A 21,453-nucleotide genomic window follows, 5' to 3' on the forward strand; every position below is an offset into this window, starting at 1 on the left:
AATTGCCAATTAGCTGAATGCTTAAAAAACTTCAATAAAGGGGAATGACAATGCCGGATAATTTACTGCTAGCTTTTGGGTTAACCTTATTAGCTGGTCTTGCAACAGGTATCGGAAGTTTGCTTGCATTACTTACTTCCAGAACGAATACTAAATTCCTGTCATGGATGCTTGGATTTTCTGCAGGTGTAATGATTTATGTTTCGATGATTGAGATTTTTGTAAAAGCCAAGGATTCACTCGTCAGTTATTTAGGGGAACAGCAGGGGAATTGGCTCACTGTCGGTGGTTTTTTTGCAGGGATTTTACTGATAGCATTAATTGATAAGTTTGTACCAGAACAGGGGAATCCACATGAATTGAAGAAGGTTGAAGATTTGACATCTCCTAAGAAAACGACAGACGCAGCTCTGTTGAAAATGGGGACATTTACAGCGCTTGCCATCGCAATTCATAACTTTCCGGAAGGTATTGCTACATTTACTGCTGCCTTGCAGGATCCAGCACTTGGAGTTGCCATCGCTATCGCAATAGCCATTCACAATATTCCTGAGGGAATTGCCGTTTCCGTACCAATCTATTTTGCAACAGGAGACAGAAAAAAGGCATTCAAATTATCCTTTTTATCTGGTCTTGCAGAGCCGGTCGGCGCTGTCGTGGCATTCTTGATTTTGATGCCATTTTTGAATGATCTTATGTTTGGTTTAATATTTGCAGCAGTTGCAGGAATCATGGTTTTCATATCTTTGGATGAATTATTGCCTGCCGCAAAGAAATATGACGAAGGCCACTTGTCGATTTACGGTCTAGTTACGGGTATGGCTGTTATGGCAGTCAGCTTGCTGCTAGTTATTTAAGATTCATAGCAGCAAGGTGCTACCTTATTTTAAAAGCTTTTTATTTTCGATTTCCATTTTTTCTACTTCAAGCTTCATTTTATCTGTTTCCAGCAAAAAATTCTCATGCCTCAACTTTTCAAGGGTGATTTCATCTTGGATCATCTTTCGTTTTAATTTGAGTTTATCCTTTGAGTGTTCTGTAACAATGGCGATAATAGGAATGGCGAATACCATGATTACTGCGACTAGTCCTGTCATTATGAACCTCCTTCTAGAAATTGTCTTATCATTGATTATACGATAAACCCCTTGTGGATGTTTCAAAAGATGCGATATTTGTTAGATAATCTAATGAAAAAAGAGGAGTTAATGGAAATTCCTCTTTTTTTGTATTACGATGGAGACAAGCATTCTTACCAATTAACGGGGTGAAAGCAATGAATGAAAAAGCAGCAGTAGGTGAAAAGGCGGCAGTTGATTATGTTAAAGATGGCATGGTAGTTGGATTAGGTACAGGTTCAACAGTCTACTATACAATCTTAAAAATAGGCGAAATGGTCCGGAAAGGGCTGAAGATTACAGGTGTGGCGACCTCTGTCCAAACAGAAAAACTGGCCAAAGAGCAAGGTATACCGCTTCTGTCTTTAGATGAGGTAAAAACGATTGATGTAGCGATTGATGGAGCGGACGAAATAAATCATTATTTTCACGCGATTAAAGGCGGAGGCGGAGCTTTGCTGAGAGAGAAAATAATTGCAAAGGCTTCCAAACAGTTTGTAGTGGTTGCTGATTCCAAAAAAGTGGTGCAAAGCTTAGGGGAATTTCCGCTTCCTGTTGAAATAGTTCCGTTTGGAGCTGGTAAAACAGAAGGGTATATTCAAAGCTTTGGCTGTCAGACCGCATTAAGAATGCAAGGGGACTGTCCTTATGTTACCGATAACGGCAACTATATCATTGATTGCCAATTCGGTGAAATAAAAGACCCGGAACAGCTGGAAAAAGAATTGAATAACATAACAGGTGTTGTTGAAAACGGCCTGTTTGTCGATATGGTCAAGCATGTAATTACAATCGGCGAGGATAAACAGGCAATCCTTTTGGACAAGCTTGAATAATCTATTTTAAGAAGTAAGAAATGTCTTCTTCCAACCAAAACCTTTAACTTTGTTAGAGGTTTTTTCCTGCTGTCTAAGAATGTTCATAAAATCCTCACAATATCTCCGTTTTTTTTACTTTATTAAAGTTTCCATTTCATTTTGTAAGTTATATCATCGTTACATGGATAATTTATAAAAGGAAAAATGGTCAGAAGTGCTTCCGTATTTATTTGGGATAGGCTTCTGATGGATAAGCGAAAGGGAGAGAATTCTATGTCATTACGAGAAGATGCTTTAAGAATGCATCAAGAAAAACAAGGTAAATTGGAAGTGAACGCAAAGGTAGAGGTGAAGAATGCACAGGATTTGAGTTTAGCATATTCACCAGGTGTGGCAGAACCTTGCAAGGTAATCCATGAGCAGCCTGAGACGGTTTATGATTATACAATGAAAGGAAACATGGTTGGTGTTGTAACAAACGGCACTGCAGTTCTTGGTTTGGGCAATATCGGAGCAGCTGCTTCTTTGCCTGTAATGGAAGGGAAAGCTATTCTTTTTAAAAGTTTTGCAGGAGTGGATGCATTCCCGATTGCTCTAGACACTACAGATCCAGATAAGGTCGTGGAGACAGTCTCGTTAATGGCTGCCGGCTTTGGCGGAATCAACCTGGAGGATATTGCAGCACCACAATGCTTCGAAATCGAAGAGCGTCTTAAGCAGAAATTGGACATTCCTGTTTTTCATGATGACCAGCATGGAACAGCGATTGTCACAGTTGCCGGACTGCTGAATGCCTTAAAAATTGTTAAGAAGGAATGGAAAGATATTAAGATTGTTTTAAATGGAGCAGGAGCTGCAGGGATTGCTATTACAAAGCTGCTTTACTCATACGGGGTTACAAATATGATCATGTGTGACACAAAAGGGGCAATTTACGCAGGTCGTCCTGAAGGGATGAATGCAGTGAAGGAATCTGTTGCTGCTTATACAAATATAAACAAAGAATCTGGTTCTTTAAGTGATGTGATAAAAGGCGCAGATGTATTCATTGGCGTATCAGTTGCTGGTGCATTAACGAGTGAGATGGTTTCAACAATGAATAAGGATGCTATTATTTTCGCGATGGCAAACCCGGTTCCAGAAATTACTCCAGCTGAGGCGAAGTCTGCAGGAGCTGCCGTTGTCGGAACTGGAAGATCTGACTTCCCGAACCAGGTGAATAATGTGCTAGCATTCCCGGGAATTTTCCGTGGAGCATTAGATGTGCGTGCGACAGATATTAACGAGGAAATGAAGCGAGCTGCAGTTGGTGCAATTGCTGATTTGATTGAAGAGTCCGAATTAAATCCAGATTATGTTATCCCAAGTCCATTCGATCCGCGTGTTGCCCCTGCAGTAGCTGCAGCGGTAGCTAGTGCCGCGATGGACACAAAGGTAGCTAGAATTACAGTTGATCCTCAGCAAGTGTTAAACAGAACTGCTGAGCTGACAAGCATCGGCAATTAATAATGAAAGGCTGCAGCATGAGCTGCAGCCTTTTTGTTTAGGAAGATTGGCCTTCCAGAACAGGGTTTGCTTCTTGGAGAGCTTTTTCTTTTTTCGGTTTCATACTGAAAAGCAGATTTAAAAGGATGGCAACAAGACTTCCGGAAATAATGCCGTCACTGACGATGATGCGCAAGAAGGAAGGAAGTTGGGCAAATAAGTCAGGAACAGCAGTGGCGCCAAGACCGATCGAAACAGAGCAAGCCATTATTAGCAGATTTGCTTGTTTGCTGAAGTCAACAGTACTGAGCATTTTGATACCTGATGATACAACCATTCCGAACATCACGACTGTTGCTCCGCCAAGAACGGGTGTCGGAATGACGGTTGCAAATGCCGCTATTTTTGGAATCAAACCAAGAAATACTAGGATACCGCCAGCTGCAACTACTACATTTTTGGTCTTTACCTTGGACAGCTGTACAAGGCCGACGTTTTGAGCAAAGGTATTATATGGGAAGGCATTCAAAATCCCTCCGAGTGTGATGGCAACACCTTCTGCCCGATACCCTCTAGTCAAGTCTTTGTCAGACAGCGGCTTTTCGCATATTTTGCTGAGGGCGAAGAAAACGCCTGTGGATTCAATGACAATAACAATTCCAACCACCAGCATCGTTAAAATCGGACCGATTTCAAATGTAGGTGTCCCGAAATAGAAAACACTCGGCAAACGGAACCAGCTTGCTTCTGCAACTGGAGAAAAGTCGACTTTTCCCATGAAGGCAGCTGCGGCTGTTCCAACGATAATACCTGCTAATACAGATAGTGACTGAACAAAGCCTTTTGAAAAACGGCTTAAAATAAGAATGAAAAGCAATACACTAAAGGATAAGGCGAGATTCTCGATAGAACCGAAGTCCGGACTTGCAGCTCCGCCTCCCATGTTTTTTATTCCTGATGGTATTAGCGATAACCCGATGATTGTCACGACTGTTCCGATGACAACAGGCGGGAAAAGCTTCGCAATTTTGCTGAAGAGCGGTGCGCAAATGATGATGAACAAACCTGTTACGATAATGGCTCCATATATGGCAGTAATGCCATAGTTAGTGCCGATAGAGATCATCGGCGTGACGGCAACGAAGGAGCTCCCTAATACTACAGGGAGTCCAATCCCTAAATACTTGTTTTTCCATGCTTGCAATAGTGTGGCGATACCGCATGTAAGCAAATCAATTGCGACTAAGTACGCAAGCTGTTCTGCTGTCAGCTCTAAGGCTCTCCCGACTAATAATGGCACGAGGATAGCTCCTGCATACATCGCCAGCACATGCTGAAGACCTAAGGAAAAAATTTTCCCGTTGTTCAGTTTTGTTTTTGTCATCATTATCACTCTCTCATACTTAATGTTAATTAATCTAACATGTTAGGTTATGTTAATTAACATATTAAAGAGTGGGTAAAAATAAGTCATTGGTTATAATGTACAAAATATTTAGAAAATATAGTTTACTTTACACCTGCAGTTGGTTGCTGTACCTGCAAAATCGATTTAATTCGAAATGCCAAGCGTAAATGGAAGGTTGTATCTGCGTCTTTCAGGCTTCTTCCTAAAAGCTCTTCGCATTTCTCCAACCGGTAAATAACAGTATTGCGATGAACAAATAGCCTTTTCGCTGTTTCTGATATTTGACAATGTGTTTCCAAATAAACAGACAATGTATGAAGCAGAATTTGGGCATCTTCTTCCTGCTGCTTATTCGACAGCCCTTGAAAGATATGATCACAAAACTCCTGTAAATCCTTCTCTGGGATAATTCGCAGCATTTCCGAAACATCCTTCGGACGATGCACTTGAATAAACTGTGATTTTGCTGACAGCAAACCTGTATGATAAGCACTCAATGCCTCTTTATAAGCATTCTGCATATTAACGAGCTGATGACTGATGTTGCTGAGCCCAAATGACATCGTTTTTTTGAAGATTTTTTCTATATTACCTTGAAGATCTTTTAAATAGTCGATTGCCTGTGAACGGAATTCTACATTAGAATCGCCGGCTTCCATGATGAGAATACAATGATCTCCTTTTACAAACAGCTGCGTGAGAAAAGGTGCCTTTATTATTTCTGTCTCGAGGAATTCATACAGATAATCTGTTTCAAGCTGGTGCTGTGCGAATGTTTTATGGACATTGCTTTGATCAACCTTGCCAAGAATCATCAGAGAGGGGAGCTCGTTTGTTAAGGAAAACTCTTTGGCTCTGCTGGTGATTTCTTCTTTTGAAGTTATTCGTCCTTCTACCATGTTTAAAAAGAACTCATTGCGTGCTCTTCTGGCATATTGTCTTTCCGTGTTTTCCCGCATAAGTTCAAAGGTGAGGACATTTGTAGCCTGTTCAATTGTCAAAAGTAAATTTTTATCGTGAATAGGCAGGCTGCCAAGCGCAATCAAAAATGCTGGTTTGCCGATAGGTGTATGGATTGGAAATGCCGCAAATACTTCTTCTGTATATCTGGAAGAAAAGCATGTACAGGAAGTGCTGTTTAAAAACAGGCGGAAATCCTCTGCATATAAATTCATGATCATTTCACTGATTGGGTGTTTCGAATGGGAAGAAGCATGGATTTGGAAATGCTGATCAAGCAGAATGACCCTCTGACCAATCATATTAGATAAATCGTCAAGCAATTTTTTTATGCCTTTGCCTTTTAAAATATGCTGTGTAAATTTCCTATGCGTTTCAAAAGCAGTCAGTAAATCAGACGTTCGTTCATTTAGCATATATTGCAGTGTAGTATTGACAATTTCTCCAAGCGATTTCTCCAGCGGGATTTGTAAGACGGGAAATTGATGGGTATCAGCATATTGGATAACTTCTTCCGGAATACTTTCTAAGAAGCGGTGTGTTTTTATACCCAATCCGGCGCATTTTTGTTTATGCATAGATTGAACGAGCCCCAACAGCAGTGCCGGATCCTCCTTCAAGTGGTAGGCAGTCGTGACGAGAAAATCATTTTCAAACAGGAAGTCGATGATGTCTGGCGCATCCATCATGGTGACATTTTTAATTTCCCTACCTAAACCGTTTTTTCCAGCAAGGATTTCAATGTCATGAAATGCAGGTTTATTAAGAAGATCAATCAGTTTCATATTAGCCTCCTTCTGATATGCCGTTTTATTTCTTTTTATTATAACGGCAACTTAGTTAATTTGCACAAAAAATTTAGATAATTCTAACATAGTCTCTAATGAATTCAGGAAATATCGTCTTTATCATTAATTAATAAAAACTAACTTGCAGGCGATAAAGTTAAAAACTTGGTAGGAAGGCTAGGAGGAAGTGAGGCATAATGATGAAAACATCCATTCAAGTGAACGAACAAGAAATAGACAGCTGGCTTCAATGGCTGTCTGAATATGGGCAAACGGAAGATGGTGGAGTAACGCGCCTCCTTTATGATGAAAATTGGGCAAAAGCACAAGGAGCCTTAAAGATCAGGATGGAGCAAATTGGCTTATCTGCACAATTTGATGGGGTCGGAAACTTATTCGGCAAGCTTGAAGGCACAGATGAATCAGCAAAATCGATATTGACTGGCTCTCATATCGATACGGTCGTCAATGGCGGCAAATATGACGGCGGATATGGAATTATCGCAAGTTGCTTGGCTGTTAATTATCTTGCTGGGAAATATGGAAAACCGCTGAAAACGATAGAAGTAGTATCTTTATGCGAGGAGGAAGGAAGCCGTTTTCCGCTGGCTTTTTGGGGATCAGGGTCAATCACTGGCAGGTATCAAAAGGACGAAAGCTTGACACTTTTTGATACGGCGGATATTTCTATGGCTCAAGCCCTTAATAAAATTCCGTTTATCCCGGAAAGTGATAGTCTCAAACGAACGGATATTGGCTGCTTCATAGAATTGCATATTGAACAAGGTGCGGTTTTGGAAAAAGAAGAAAAATCAATTGGAGTAGTATCCCATATTGTCGGCCAGCGCCGCTTTACGATAAAGATTACAGGTGAAAGCAATCATGCAGGTACAACACCGATGATGTACAGAAAAGACAGCCTGCATATTGCGTCACAGCTAATTCTTCATGCAATGGACAGGGCTAGTGCTGTTGACAGTTTAGTAGCAACGGTCGGAAGTATTACGGCCTCTCCGAATGTGCCGAATGTTATCCCTAAGGAAGTAGTGTTTACATTGGATGTTCGTCATCATGAAGAAGAAGCAATCCAGCAATATTGTGAGAGTCTATTTGCATTCTTTCATGAAAAATGTGATGAAAAAGGGCTTCAGATTGAGATAGACCAATGGCTGGATGTAAAGCCGGTAGCCATGAACAGCGAATTACAGCTGCAAGCAGAAGAAGTGCTGCAGGACACCGGTCTTCCATACAAAACAATGACAAGCGGTGCTGGTCATGATGCACAGGTATTTGGACCCTACTGTCCGACAGCTTTGCTGTTTGTGCCGAGTACAAATGGAATCAGCCATTCTCCAGATGAGTTTACCAATCTTCAAGACTTGAAAAATGGCGTTACCGTATTAATAGAGTTGCTGCATAAGCTGGCTTACTAATAGAAAGGGAGAGATGATAATGTTTGGCGAACTCAATACACCTTTAAGAACCATCATGACCCCAGGTCCAGTTGAAGTGGACCCTAGGGTGCTCCGGGCAATGTCCAATCCTATTCTAGGACAATTTGACCCTGCCTTTACGGACATTATGAACAATGTGATGAAAATGCTCCAACAACTTTTCAAGACAAATAATGAATGGGCATTTCCAATTGACGGTACATCCCGATCTGGACTTGAGGCAGTACTGGCAAGTGTGATCGAGCCTGGAGATAAAGTGCTTATCCCGATTTACGGCCGGTTTGGTCATTTGCTGACAGAAATCGCAGAAAGATATGGTGCTGAAATCCATTTGCTTCATCGGGACTGGGGCACGGTTTTTGATCCAGAAGAAGTAATTGCGGAAATGAAGAAGGTGAAACCGAAGATTGTTGCGATGGTCCATGGCGAAACTTCTACCGGCTGCATGCAGCCGTTAGCAGAAATAGGCAAGGCATGCAGGGAAGAGGATGTCCTGTTTATTGTTGATGCAGTTGCAACGATTGGCGGCACAGATGTTCAGACAGATAACTGGTATATTGATGCAATAATCGGAGGAAACCAGAAATGCTTATCTGTCCCGTCAGGAAATGCACCAATTACGTATAATGAGCGGGTGGAACGCATCCTTAATCAACGGAAAAAGGTCGAGCGAGGCATTGCGACAGAACAAGAATTAGCAGAAAGAAAGGCATTTTCTGCGATCCGCACTAATTATTTCGACTTGGCCCAGCTTCAAGATTACTGGGGACCAAGAAGGCTTAACCACCATACAGAGGCTACATCTATGCTGTATGCACTTCATGAAGGCTTGAGAATTGTCCTTGAAGAAGGATTAGAGCAAAGATTCAAGCGCCATAAACTTCATGAGAAAGCATTAATTGCCGGAATTGAAGGAATGGGCTTAGAACTGTTCGGAGACGCAGGCTCGAAGCTGCCAACAGTAACATGTATCAAGATTCCTGAAGGCATTGAGGCAGAATCAGTCAGAAGCATGATGCTTAATGATTTCGGAGTAGAAATTGCAAGTTCATTCGGTCCTCTGCACGGGAAAATTTGGAGAATCGGAACGATGGGCTACAGCTGCCGAAAAGAAAATGTCTTGTTTGCATTGGCAAGCCTTGAAGCAGCCTTAATCAGACATGGAGCAAAAATCTCAGCAGGAGAAGGAATTCAAGCTTCACTAAATGCATATGAGAAAGAAAAATCATTCATAAATTCGTAATATTTTTCTAGAAAATTGACAATAATGAATCTATTGATTATCATGTTAAAAAAATAACGAAACAATAAAAAGGATTAGTAAAACGGTGCGGCTATTAGAAGAGAGGGTCTTTTATGCTGAAAGGGACCTATAGCACGGCCTTTGAACCTGCCTTTTTCGTTCTGCATAAGCTGCAGCGGTGTTAAACCGTTATCATGTTTGAGTGTAAAGCCTTGCTTTAAATTAGGGTGGTACCGCCGATTTTCGGTCCCTAATAAAGCAGGGCTTTTTGTGTTTTAAAAAAAGGGAGTGACAAGATGAAGGGCAATTTTGTAGAAAAAATTACGAATATGGAAGATGATTTTGCGAAATGGTATACCGATGTAGTAACAAAAGCAGAACTGGTTGATTATTCGAGCGTACGCGGATCAATGATCATCAGGCCATATGGCTTTGCTATATGGGAAAATATTAAAAATGAATTGGATTTGCGCATTAAGGAAACAGGCCATGAGAATGTATATATGCCACTTTTTATTCCAGAAAGCCTCCTTCAAAAAGAAAAGGACCATATTGAAGGCTTTGCTCCTGAAGTGGCTTGGGTGACGCATGGAGGAGAAGAAGAGCTTGCAGAAAGATTATGTGTCCGTCCAACCTCTGAAGTGCTGTTCGGGGAGCATTATAAAGATATTATCCATTCTTATCGTGATTTGCCAAAGCTATATAATCAATGGGCAAATGTTGTTAGATGGGAAAAAACAACAAGACCATTTTTGCGCACATTAGAATTCCTCTGGCAGGAAGGACATACTTGTCATGAAACAGAAGCAGATGCAGAAAAAGAAACAGTACAAATGCTTCATGTTTATGCAGCGATATGTGAGGAGATATTAGCCATTCCAGTCGTTAAAGGGAAGAAAACAGAAAAGGAAAAATTTGCTGGAGCAAAATACACATATACAATTGAAAGTCTGATGCATGACGGCAAGGCATTGCAATCAGGCACATCTCATAATTTAGGCGATCATTTTGCCAAGGCATTCGGAATCCAATTTACGGACCGAAACGGTGCTCAAAGCTATGTACAGCAAACCTCCTGGGGACTTACAACGAGAATTATCGGAGCAATGATTATGGTGCATGGTGATGACAGAGGGTTAGTTGTGCCTCCAAGGATTGCTCCAACGCAAGTGATGATTATTCCGATTGCTCAGCATAAAGAAGGTGTGCTTGATTTTACCTATCAGCTAAAAGATAAGCTAGCAGGCAGTTTCCGAACAGGCTTGGATGCAAGTGATAAAAAGCCAGGCTGGAAATTCAACGAGTATGAAATGAAAGGAATTCCTGTCCGCCTTGAAGTTGGCCCAAAGGATATCGAGCAAAAACAAGTCGTGCTTGTCAGGAGAGATACAGGCGAAAAGCTGGCGGTGCCAATGGAAGGCTTGGAGAAAACATTGGAAGACTTGCTTTCAGATATTCAGAAAAACCTGCTCGCAAAAGCAAGCGAGCATCGCGAAGCTAACACCCATCAAGCCCTTGATTTTGAAGCATTTAAGAACCAAGCAAACCAACCAAAAACCGGCTTTATAAAAGCGATGTGGTGTGGTGACAGAGCGTGCGAGGATTTAATCAAGGAAGAAACTGGAGCAACTTCGAGATGCATGCCTTTCGAACAAGAAAAAATCAGTGATACATGTGTATGCTGCGGCAAAAAAGCAGATGCACTTGTCTATTGGGCAAAAGCTTATTAATAAGGAAAAAGCCGAAGGAGAGTATCCTTCGGCTTAAGTTAGTCTACCTTAAAATTACAAACGTTTTCATTATTCGCTATTTTTACCATATAGATAGGAATATAGTAGTGTACCCGAAGTATTGACCACCATGTATTATTTGTTAACATTAATAGTGGGAGAAATAAAGCGTTATTATGGCATGCTTCACTCTCAAAAAAGGTGAAGTGCCATATGGGAAAATAGATTGCCTTTAGTCCTTGCTGGTTGATGACAGGACATCAGGCAGTGGAGGGGTATCGGATGAGAAAATGGGCTGTGATTGGCATAATGGCCCTGTTTCTGGCTGGCTGCAGCTCGGAAACATATGAAAACGACATGAAGGCAGCAAAAACAGCAATTGAGAGCGGGGACTTAAAAAAAGCTCTGCTGTCACTAGAACTCGCACTTGAGCAGAAGCCAAAGGATGAAACAGCACAGAATCTACATAAAAGAGTGGCTGGATTAATGGATATTAAATCTGCCATTGATAACGGCAACTGGAGTGACGCCTTATCAAAAGCAAGCCAGCTTGCAGAAGATGGCAGGGTGGATAAGGACCTAGATACACTGTTAGACAAATATTTGGTGGCAGCAGAAGCCAATGCAAATGAATAGGAGAGGAACCAATCTATAGGCAGGTTGGTTTTCATTCAGAAAGGCGTATTTTCTTTGGAAAAAGCGTCTTTTTTATTTTTTTTGAATGGTTAGTTAGAAATTATCAGATGAATTTTTCAAAACTAATAGTTTTCCTAACGATTTTAGGAGTCGAGACTACTAAAAGATAATATAGTTTAAAATTTAGGTTCCGACGGCAGCTTTGCACAGTCAGAACCTAAATTATTTCAATCATTCATCCTTCGGGTTCCCTACAAAAGCCTCTGGAATCATCGTAAATCCTTCAATCACCGTATCTTCTTCTACTTCAATCATTAAATAGCGTTTGCCGCTGAATTCTACTTGTTTAACATAGCGTAAATCTGGCGGGCTGATAGCGATATTAGCAATTTTCGTACTGATTTTAATAGATTTAGAGGTGAATTTAGGCAAAATATTGCTTGCTTTGAGCTCGTATTTGTCATCATCGATAATCTTTTTAAAGGCAAATTCGACTTTTTCTGTGCTTATATCTTCTACTCCGCTCATCTTCAAGACTTGTTCCACGTCTTTAGAGTCCAATTTAGGCGGTTCTTCTTCTTCATTTTCTGTAATCATGCGGTTTATCTCTTCATAAACGTTCGAGAGGGTGGAGGTATTTAATTGGTCACCAGTTACATCTTTTATGATTTCTTCGAACACAATTTTATCATCTTGTGCTGTCATAATTTCTTCTCCGTTTAAAACCTCTTCAATAAATGCATAGTCAGGTTCATGAACCTTGCCAGCTGCATAGAGGATATGGTTAACATCCGCTGCATTGTCTGTAAAGCATGGGAAAAGGAAGCCGCCCATTGGAGCATGAAGATTAATGATTGGATCTAATACGATATTGTATTTAAATTCTCTATCAACATAATCGAACAACAGCTCTTTTTTAGGATCTTGTGTGTTATTGATGCTGCATAAAATAAACGAATGAGAGAAAACAGTATCCCGTTCATTTTCCTCCGACTCTTCACTGCGGCGTTTCATCGGCTTTATATACTCTCCGCGAATGAAAGTGACAACAATATCTTTTTCATATTGTCTGATTGCGAGCATTTTTTCTACAATCTTTAACATTTGGTCTTTCCAATCATCGACCTCACTGCTTAGCAGTCCTTGATGGAGAATAAGCTGGCTGCTGTTCTCAGCATCTCTCTTAAATTTGAGTTCAAAGAGCTTTTCATCCATTTGACCTGCGAGCATTTTTTTAAAATTATTTAAAAACAGCTCTTGCTGATCTTGATCAAGCATAGCGAATGGCTGGCTTTGGGAATGAAAAATTTCGCTTGATTCTTTCATGATATAGACATTAAAAATATCAGAGATTTTCAATTTATCATTGTTTATCTTGAATTGTTTTCGTATGTTTCCTACGTCTTTCTTGTTCATGATTTTTATACACTCCTAAGCTATCACGATTGGCTATTTTGGCAAAACAATTTTAGTCATTCATTTATATTAACATATTTAATTAATAGAATATAAGGGAGGAAAAAGGTCGTATTATAGAGAATATTTGAAAGGATATTGTAGATTTACGTAGTTTTACAAACTTTTAACAACAGGTTAATACAGTATATCTACAATATAGGAGAATCGTTGACAAAATATGCGATAAATGTCGTGTTAACGATAAAAAAAGGAGGAAATTTTAGAATGAAAGATAGGAATCAAATGGCTGTACTGGCAAGTATTTTTTCAACATTAGCATTATTGGTATCTATAATTCTACCAACAAGTACATATGCTGCTGAATCAAATGATAATTATTCCTTAACGATTATGCATATGAATGATACACATGCACACGCAGACCTTATGCCAAATATGGTTACGGCAATTAAAGAGGTTCGAGCTGCAGATCCAAATGCACTACTATTTAACGCAGGAGATGTTTTTTCAGGAACATTATATTTCAATCAGTTTAAAGGCCAAGCAGATTTAGCACTACTAAATTTAATGGATATTGATGCAATGATTTTTGGAAATCATGAATTTGACTTAGGTTCAGGGGAAAATGGCCATAAGTCCTTATCTGAATTTGTTTCAAAAGCAAATTTTCCTTTTTTAAGTGCTAACGTAGATTTCTCTGGTGATGCGTATATGGCAAGCAAAACAAATAATTCTTATACAGAATCTCCGGAAGATGGAATTGTTTATAACGGTATGATTAAAGAAGTAAATGGAGAAAAAGTTGGTATCTTTGGATTAACAACAGAGGACACAGCGAATATTTCCAGTCCTGTTAATGTGAAATTCCAAAACTATATAGAGAAAGCAAAAGAAGCAGTTGCAGCATTTGAAAGTAAGGGAATTAATAAAATTATTGCTGTAACACATATTGGTTATGACAGTAATCCAGAAATGGGCAATGACTTACAATTAGCTAAATATGTTGATGGAATTGACGTTATTGTGGGTGGACATTCTCATACACAATTGAATGAGCCTGTAGTTATTACAGCGGATGAAGCTGGTGCTGCAAAGGATCCAACTGTAATTGTACAAGCATACCAGTATTCAACATTGCTGGGAGAATTAAAGGTAGACTTTGATGAAAATGGGGTAGTTGTCGGTCAAGCTGGTCAATTAATTGATGTTGCATCAAAAGCAGCAGATGCAGAAGCGGCAGCTGTACTGGCGCCATATAAAGCGGAAATTGATAGTTTAACAAATCAAGAAACAGGGGCAGTTGCCAAAAAACCTTTATTAAACCCACGTTTAACAGACAGTGAAGTTAGTGTGCGGGCAAATGAAACAGAACTTGGAAATCTTGTAACAGATGCTATGCTTGCAAAAGCGAAAGAAAAAAATGAAAATGTTGTCATTGCCATGCAAAATGGGGGCGGAATCCGCGCTGCAATTGATGAAGGACCTATTACTACAGGCGAAGTTATTGCCGTATTGCCATTTGGGAACGATCCTGCATTTGTCCAGCTGACAGGTGAGGAAATAAAACAAATTTTAGAATATAGTGTGCGTTTAGCGCCAGCGGAAAGCGGCGGATTCCTCCATGTATCTGGAATGAAATTTACGTATGACAGCACAAAAGAAGCTGGTTCTCGCGTAGTTTCGATGCAAGTAAAAGTAAATGAACAGTATGAAGACATTAAGGCAGACCAAACTTACTTAGTAACTACAAACAACTTTACCGCAAAAGGCGGAGATGGTTATGAAGTATTTGCTAAATCCTATCAAGAAGGCCGAGTTCAAGATATGGGTGCAATCGATTGGGAGCAGCTACGCGATTATATGGTTGATAACTTAAATGGAGAAGTAGATCCTCAATTGGAAGGACGTATCATTGATACACTAGGAAAAGCAGTGGAACCAGAAACACCGGTTGATGAAGACGACGGTAATCAAGACGATGACAATGGATCAGAATCACCAGTTAACGATGGTGATGATAATTCAGATGATGATAATTCAGATGATGATAATGGTTCAGAGACTCCAGTTACAGACGACAATAGCGATAATGGTGATGACACTCCAGCAACAGATGATGACAAGACTGATGACAGTGCAGACAATGGAGCAGCACCAGGTTCTGACAATGATCAAAACCAAAATGTAACTCCAGACAAAACGTCAGACGATAAAGCAACGTCTGGAAATACAGCTGGAAATGCACTTCCGAATACTGCTACAAACAATTATACGATGCTGTTAGTCGGTGGACTGCTGTTTGTGGTTGGTATTGGAGTACTGGTTTATAGAAAAGTAAGACATGCTTAAAGAGTGATAAAAAGAGACCTAGTAGATTGCTTCTACTAGGTCTCTTCTATTATTAATCTTAGACTGTTTGATTTTTGTTCTGCTTTTCTAACTCTTGCTCATTGCTTTCGTGCAAATGTTTCGTTGCTGGCCAGAAGGCAGCTTTTTTGCATAGTGCAGTGATGCTAGGAACTAAAAATGGACGGACTACAAACGTGTCGAGAAGCACGCCAATAGCTGTGATTGTTCCGAAATGAACCAATATTTGAATTGGCAATGTTGTTAAGACCATGAAGGTTGCGGCTAAGATAACCCCTGCTGAAGTAATGACTCCGCCGGATTCTGCAACCCCTTCTTTAATCGCCTGGCTAAGAGGCATTTCTTTACTTTTCTTCCAAATGCTCGAAATCATGAAAATATTATAATCTTCCCCGAGTGCCACAATAAAGACAAAGGCGTAAAGCGGAATAAGTCCTTGGATTGCCTCTACTCCAAAACCGTAGTGAAGAATAACCCAACCTAAGCCTAATGCGCTGAAATAAGACAACAGCACTGTTGCAATTAAATAAATTGTAGCAGTGATTGAACGTAAGTAGGCAAGCAGAAGGACGGCAATCATAGCAACAATTACTGGAATGACAAGACGTGCATCACTGTCAGTCGTTTCCTTCGTATCAAGCTGTTCTGCTGTTATGCCCCCAATCCAGACTTTCTCACTGCTTTCAGTGATGCCATTGTCAGCAAGAGTTTTTTCAACCGCTGCACGCAAGTCAGGGAGCTCTTCCATTGCTTCATTAGAATAAGGGTTTGTGTTTAATTCAACAGAGTATTTAAACAAGCCCGAATCATTTTTTGCTTGTTCTCCTTCTGAAACATTTGCAACAAATGGAAGGTCATTTAATACATCTTCAACAGGAATATCACTACCTTCTGTTTGGACAACAACCTCTGCAGGAGCTAGTTCACCAGCTGAGAAATGCTCAGAAATAATCGAGAATCCTTCCCTTGATGGCATATCGTCAGGGAAAGAGGATAATGTGTCATAAGTGGATTCCATCTTTAATGACAGTAAAGCAAAAACACCTAAAAATACTGTTGTAATAATGGTTACTTTCCATGGATGATTTACAGCAATTTTGCCGATGAATTCGCCAAGAGAACGAGACTTTTTCTTCATCTTTACTGGTTTTGCTTTTTCCATCTCTGGTGTTTTAGGCATGAATGGGAAGAAAGAAACTCTTCCGAAAATAGCCAAAATTGCTGGCACAAGTGTTAAGCTTGCGACCATCATGATTAAAATGGAAAGACTGAAAGGCACAGCAAAGCGCTGTATCGAACCATATTCTGCGAGCAAAAGAATAATCAGGGAGAACACAACGGTCAATCCGCTCATTGCAACTGCTCCTCCTGAACGGCGCAGGGCATTTGCCATGGCGATTTCCTTCTTCGTTTCCACTTTTAGCAAGCTTCGGTATTTGCTTATGAGGAACAAGCAATAATCAGTTCCAGCACCAAAGAGAAGAACCGTCATGATTGCGATGCTTTGTGAATCGAATTCAATCCAGCCAGCTTTGCCCATTCCGCCTAATACAGGACTAATTACTAAATAAGCTATCCCAACTCCAATCAGCGGGATGATTGCTAATATCGGAGAACGATAGATAACTAAAAGACAAATAAGCACAATAACGACTGTACCAATCAGCAAGGACAAGTCGCCTTGGCTGAATAGTGCGGCTGCATCAACAGCAATCCCCACAGGACCTGTAGTTCTGGCAGACAGTGTATCTTCATCATTTATATCTGCTTTAAAAGGATCTGTGCTGAAAATGTCAGACGCTGCAGTTTGTAGCTCTTCCAGACTTTTTTCCAGCTCTGCTGTTGTTGTAGACTTCTCGAACAATACGGGAAGGACAATGGTTGTTTCATCCTCTGATACTTGCTGCTGAACTGCTTCAATCGGCAGCTGGTGAAGTGGGATAACACTTTGCTGGTGGACAACCGGTTCCTCCGTTAATTTACCTGCCAGCTCTTGAATTTGCGTTAAATCATCATTTGAGAGGCCGGTATCTCGATGAAAGGTAATCAGGGCCGGTGTTCCTTGTTCATTTGGAAATTCTTTATTAATAATAGCTTCTGCTTCTTGAGAAGGTGAATCTTCAGGCAAGTTTGCAGCATTCTCATTTTTTTGTGAGCTTGCTTGCGGCAGTGTTAAGCTTAGGACAAGGACAAGACAGATCCAGGCAAACAGTGTAATCCATCTTCCTTTTTTCCCTGAAACAAATCGGAAAACGGTAGGGATAAAATTTTTCACTTTTTCTAGCTCCTTTATCATTGTTATTATGATGAACTTATCAATTGATAAGCTGGAAGAAAAATAATAGCTTATCAACTGATAAGGGAATCAAAAAAATATAATGCTGCTCTTGTTAGAATAAGAAACAGCAATGAATATAGGGTTAAGCAATACCGCTTAAAAATATTTGGACAATGAGCTTAGCTTTTTTATCTATGATAGCTTTTTGCTCAGTCTCTGATAAGCGTTTCATATATTCAGGCAAAAGAGCAGACTTTATCATATTCAATAATAGAAGAGATACTTCAAAGCTGCTGCTGTCTATCTTTTCAAATGATCCAATTTCCTTATTAGCGACAGCTTCCTCAAACATTCTCATAATAGGTGCAAGAAAGCCTTTTTGCCAATGGGAGTTAATGGTTTTTTTGACATCTTCCGGCATTTCATGATGAAGATCATGAAACATTTGCATTAAATCTTCTTCGTAATTCTGCATGAAATAGCTGGCTAGATGAAAGATGCGCTGCTTAATATCTGGATAATCGGCGGCTATTTTGTAAAGATAGTTTTCTGTCTGAAGAATGGAAGCTTTCAGAACCTCAATGTAAATCTCTTGTTTATTTTGGAAGTGATGGTATAAAGCAGGCTGAGTAATGCCACAGGCTGCTGCAATTTTCCTTGTGCTTACAGCACGATAACCAAGCTCCATAAATAAGGTAGTCGCTGCCTTAATAATCAAATGATGTGTATCCATTGTCTGTGACTGCAGCTCTTCGTGATCCCTTTTCATTTTGTTTCCTTTCTATTACCCAATAAAATGATTTATCACTCGATAAGTATAAGAGAAATTTAAAAAATATGCAATTGTGAACAATAGGTGAACAAGTTTGTGAAATGCTGAACAAATCGAAGAGAACCTATTGCAGTTTGATTGGAAAGTGATTAAGATATGCTTGTAAGTAAAAATTATTGGTTTTAAAGGGATAAATATCCAAATTCTTTGTGGTTATCCTTTAAAAGATAAACCGGGTCATAAAGCTGACAATTCGGTTTTTCTTTTAAAGTTAACTTGTGAAATTATTCACAAACTATATTTATTTCGAAAAAGGAAAAATTCTGGAGGGATTAAAAGATGTCAACTGTCGAAAAGGATGTAAAGCTAAAGCAGGAAGCTGCAGATGTGCAGGCAATTATTGATGAGATTGCTGAGAAAGGCAAACAGGCGCTGGATGAATTTTATAAGCTTAATCAGGCTCAGGTTGATCATATAGTCAAGGAAATGGCATTGGCAGGACTCGATAAGCATATGTACTTGGCAAAGCTTGCAGTTGAAGAAACTGGAAGAGGGATTTATGAGGATAAGATTACTAAAAATATTTTTGCCACTGAATATATTTATCACAGTTTAAAATATGACAAAACGGCCGGAATAATCAGTGAGGATGATGCGGCCGGAATCTTTGAAATTGCTGACCCAATCGGTGTTATTGCAGGTGTCACACCTGTGACAAACCCAACTTCCACAACGATGTTTAAAGCCATTATTGCTATTAAGACACGCAATCCGATAGTCTTTGCATTCCACCCATCTGCACAGCGCTGCAGCAGTGAAGCAGCAAAAATTTTAAGGGATGCAGCAGTTAAAGCAGGTGCACCTGAAAATTGCATCCAATGGATTGAAAAACCATCCATTGAAACGACAAAGGCATTAATGAATCATCCAGGAATTTCTATGATATTAGCAACAGGCGGACCAGGCATGGTTAAGTCCGCATACAGCTGCGGAAAACCAGCTTTAGGTGTTGGAGCTGGGAATGTACCTTGCTATATAGAGAAAACAGCTAAAGTAAAACGAGCAGTCAATGATTTAATCTTATCCAAAACTTTCGACAATGGAATGATTTGTGCATCTGAACAGGCGGTTATCGTCGATCAGGAAATTTATGAGGAAGTGAAAGGTCAGCTTATCCAAAATGGTTGCCACTTCTTAAATCCAGAAGAGCAAAAGAAGGTAGAAAACCTAGTTATCAATGTAAATACATGTGCAGTAAACCCGGATATTGTTGGCAAGCCTGCCTATGAAATTGCAGCAATGGCTGGAGTGCAAGTTCATAAAGATACAAAAATTTTAATCGCTGAACTGGAAGGAGTCGGACCAGCATATCCTCTTTCCCGAGAAAAACTAAGTCCTGTCCTTGCATGCTATAAAGCTGAATCAACAGAAGAGGGACTGAAGCGAGCTGAAGAGATGCTTGAGTTCGGCGGATTAGGGCATTCTGCTGTCATTCATTCAGAGGATGAAGATGTAACGAAAGAGTTTGCCTTAAGAATGAAGGCATGCCGCATTATCTGCAATGCGCCATCTTCCCAAGGAGCAATCGGGGATATATACAATGCGTTTATGCCGTCCTTAACGCTGGGATGCGGATCATATGGGAAAAACTCAGTTGCCACTAATGTAACAGATGTGCATTTATTGAATGTAAAAAAACTTGCTAAAAGGAATGTGAATATGCAGTGGTTTAAAATTCCGCCAAAGATATATTTTGAAAAAAATGCTGTTCAGTATTTACAAAAAATGAAGGATATCTCACGTGTCTTTATCGTAACAGACCCCTATATGGTCAAATTTGGCTATGTGGATAAGGTGCTTCATCATTTAAGACAAAGATCAGACCTTGTTCAAGTCGAAGTATTCTCTGATGTTGAACCAGATCCATCTTTAGATACTGTTGTCAGAGGAACGGAAATGATGGCTAAATTCCAGCCTGACTGCATCATTGCATTAGGCGGAGGTTCACCGATGGATGCGGCTAAAGGAATGTGGCTGTTCTATGAACATCCCGATGAGGATTTCTTCGGACTTAAGCAGAAATTCCTTGATATAAGAAAAAGAGTTTACAAGTATCCAAGTCTTGAAGGCAAATCAAAATTTGTAGCGATACCGACAACATCTGGAACAGGCTCTGAGGTCACGTCCTTTGCCGTTATTACAGACAAAGAAAATAATATTAAATATCCGCTGGCAGATTATGAGTTAACACCAGATGTTGCCATCGTTGACCCGCAATTTGTAATGACAGTTCCTCCTGCTGTTACAGCAGATACAGGCATGGATGTACTGACACATGCGGTAGAGGCTTATGTTTCCAATATGGCTAATGACTACACAGATGGATTGGCTGTTAAGGCGGTGCAATTAATTTTTGAATACTTGCCAAGAGCTTATCGCAACGGATCTGACGAGGAAGCGCGTGAAAAGGTTCATAATGCCTCTACCATTGCGGGCATGGCGTTTGCAAATGCATTTTTAGGAATAAACCACAGCCTAGCCCATAAGCTGGGGGCAGAGTTCCACATTGCCCATGGTCGTTCAAATGCGATACTAATGCCGCATGTTATTCGCTATAATGCGGAAAAACCAAAAAAATTCACAGCATTTCCTAAATATGAGCATTTCAAGGCAGATGAGCGCTATGCTGAATTGGCAAGAATACTTGGGCTTCCTGCCAACACAACAGAACAAGGAGTAGACAGCTTTGTTAAAGCAGTCATCCGTTTGGCAAAAGAGCTCCATATCCCAATGAGCATTGCTGCTAATGGAGTTGATGCAAAAGCCTTTGAAGAAAAGGTGGACTATTTGGCAGATCGAGCCTTTGAAGATCAATGTACAACAGCAAATCCTAAGCTGCCATTAGTTGCAGACTTGGCCGATATTTATCGAAAAGCGTATAAAGGAGTATAAGTAAAGACAAAAGACCACAGCTTAT

Annotated in this window: 15 protein-coding genes; 9 read left to right on the forward strand and 6 right to left on the reverse strand. The window is 40.1% G+C overall.

Annotated elements, in window-relative coordinates; translation table 11 throughout:
- The first annotated feature begins 50 nt into the window (after nucleotides 1–50).
- Nucleotides 51–857, forward strand: a complete 807-nt coding sequence (zupT, locus tag LXM54_RS24605; protein WP_233318518.1) for a zinc transporter ZupT — start codon at nucleotides 51–53, stop codon at nucleotides 855–857.
- 24 nt (nucleotides 858–881) lie between these two features.
- On the opposite strand, the gene LXM54_RS24610 is transcribed toward zupT, so the two are convergent.
- Entirely contained in the window at nucleotides 882–1,097 is a 216-nt protein-coding gene (locus LXM54_RS24610) for a hypothetical protein (protein WP_233318520.1), read from the reverse strand.
- Nucleotides 1,098–1,276: 179 nt separating this feature from the next.
- Here LXM54_RS24610 and rpiA point away from each other — a divergent pair, with 179 nt between their 5' ends.
- Nucleotides 1,277–1,954 carry a ribose-5-phosphate isomerase RpiA gene (gene rpiA, locus LXM54_RS24615; protein WP_233318522.1) on the forward strand — a complete coding sequence of 226 codons (678 nt, stop codon included), beginning with the start codon at nucleotides 1,277–1,279 and terminating at the stop codon, nucleotides 1,952–1,954.
- A gap of 255 nt (nucleotides 1,955–2,209) precedes the next feature.
- Entirely contained in the window at nucleotides 2,210–3,442 is a 1,233-nt protein-coding gene (locus LXM54_RS24620; protein WP_233318524.1) for an NAD(P)-dependent malic enzyme, read from the forward strand.
- Nucleotides 3,443–3,479: 37 nt separating this feature from the next.
- Here the strand turns inward: LXM54_RS24620 and LXM54_RS24625 are convergent, their stop codons facing one another.
- A complete protein-coding gene (locus LXM54_RS24625; RefSeq protein WP_396953781.1) occupies nucleotides 3,480–4,805 on the reverse strand; it encodes a nucleobase:cation symporter-2 family protein in 1,326 nt (441 codons plus the stop codon).
- Nucleotides 4,806–4,930: 125 nt separating this feature from the next.
- Entirely contained in the window at nucleotides 4,931–6,574 is a 1,644-nt protein-coding gene (locus LXM54_RS24630; RefSeq protein ID WP_233318528.1) for a PucR family transcriptional regulator, read from the reverse strand.
- A 200-nt stretch (nucleotides 6,575–6,774) separates the two neighbouring features.
- Between LXM54_RS24630 and allC the strand changes: the two genes are divergently transcribed.
- The 4 genes from allC (at nucleotide 6,775) to LXM54_RS24650 (ending at nucleotide 11,640) form a co-directional block, all read left to right on the forward strand.
- Nucleotides 6,775–8,010, forward strand: coding sequence for an allantoate deiminase (gene allC / locus LXM54_RS24635; RefSeq protein ID WP_311315879.1), 1,236 nt, complete (start codon nucleotides 6,775–6,777; stop codon nucleotides 8,008–8,010).
- 13 nt (nucleotides 8,011–8,023) lie between these two features.
- The gene (locus LXM54_RS24640) at nucleotides 8,024–9,274 is read left to right on the forward strand and encodes a pyridoxal-phosphate-dependent aminotransferase family protein (protein ID WP_282581402.1); all 1,251 of its coding nucleotides are present in this window, start codon (nucleotides 8,024–8,026) and stop codon (nucleotides 9,272–9,274) included.
- Nucleotides 9,275–9,570: 296 nt separating this feature from the next.
- Entirely contained in the window at nucleotides 9,571–11,004 is a 1,434-nt protein-coding gene (gene proS, locus LXM54_RS24645; protein WP_233318532.1) for a proline--tRNA ligase, read from the forward strand.
- A gap of 282 nt (nucleotides 11,005–11,286) precedes the next feature.
- Complete coding sequence (locus LXM54_RS24650) at nucleotides 11,287–11,640, forward strand: hypothetical protein (RefSeq protein ID WP_233318534.1); 354 nt, start codon at nucleotides 11,287–11,289, stop codon at nucleotides 11,638–11,640.
- A gap of 231 nt (nucleotides 11,641–11,871) precedes the next feature.
- Here LXM54_RS24650 and LXM54_RS24655 read toward each other — a convergent pair whose 3' ends face one another.
- Complete coding sequence (locus LXM54_RS24655; RefSeq protein ID WP_233318536.1) at nucleotides 11,872–13,056, reverse strand: DUF4317 domain-containing protein; 1,185 nt, start codon at nucleotides 13,054–13,056, stop codon at nucleotides 11,872–11,874.
- Between the two features lie 267 nt (nucleotides 13,057–13,323).
- Here LXM54_RS24655 and LXM54_RS24660 point away from each other — a divergent pair, with 267 nt between their 5' ends.
- On the forward strand, nucleotides 13,324–15,408 hold the full coding sequence (locus LXM54_RS24660) for a 5'-nucleotidase C-terminal domain-containing protein (protein WP_233318537.1): 2,085 nt from the start codon (nucleotides 13,324–13,326) through the stop codon (nucleotides 15,406–15,408).
- Between the two features lie 58 nt (nucleotides 15,409–15,466).
- Here the strand turns inward: LXM54_RS24660 and LXM54_RS24665 are convergent, their stop codons facing one another.
- On the reverse strand, nucleotides 15,467–17,722 hold the full coding sequence (locus LXM54_RS24665) for an MMPL family transporter (protein WP_442780543.1): 2,256 nt from the start codon (nucleotides 17,720–17,722) through the stop codon (nucleotides 15,467–15,469).
- Nucleotides 17,723–17,846: 124 nt separating this feature from the next.
- Complete coding sequence (locus LXM54_RS24670) at nucleotides 17,847–18,473, reverse strand: TetR/AcrR family transcriptional regulator (protein WP_233318541.1); 627 nt, start codon at nucleotides 18,471–18,473, stop codon at nucleotides 17,847–17,849.
- Nucleotides 18,474–18,815: 342 nt separating this feature from the next.
- On the opposite strand from LXM54_RS24670, the gene adhE reads away from it, so the two are divergent.
- A complete protein-coding gene (gene adhE / locus LXM54_RS24675; protein ID WP_233318542.1) occupies nucleotides 18,816–21,428 on the forward strand; it encodes a bifunctional acetaldehyde-CoA/alcohol dehydrogenase in 2,613 nt (870 codons plus the stop codon).
- The last annotated feature ends 25 nt before the right edge of the window (nucleotides 21,429–21,453 follow it).

It is taken from the genome of Bacillus sp. Au-Bac7, from assembly GCF_021341655.1.
Taxonomy (GTDB): Bacteria; Bacillota; Bacilli; order Bacillales; family Cytobacillaceae; genus Niallia.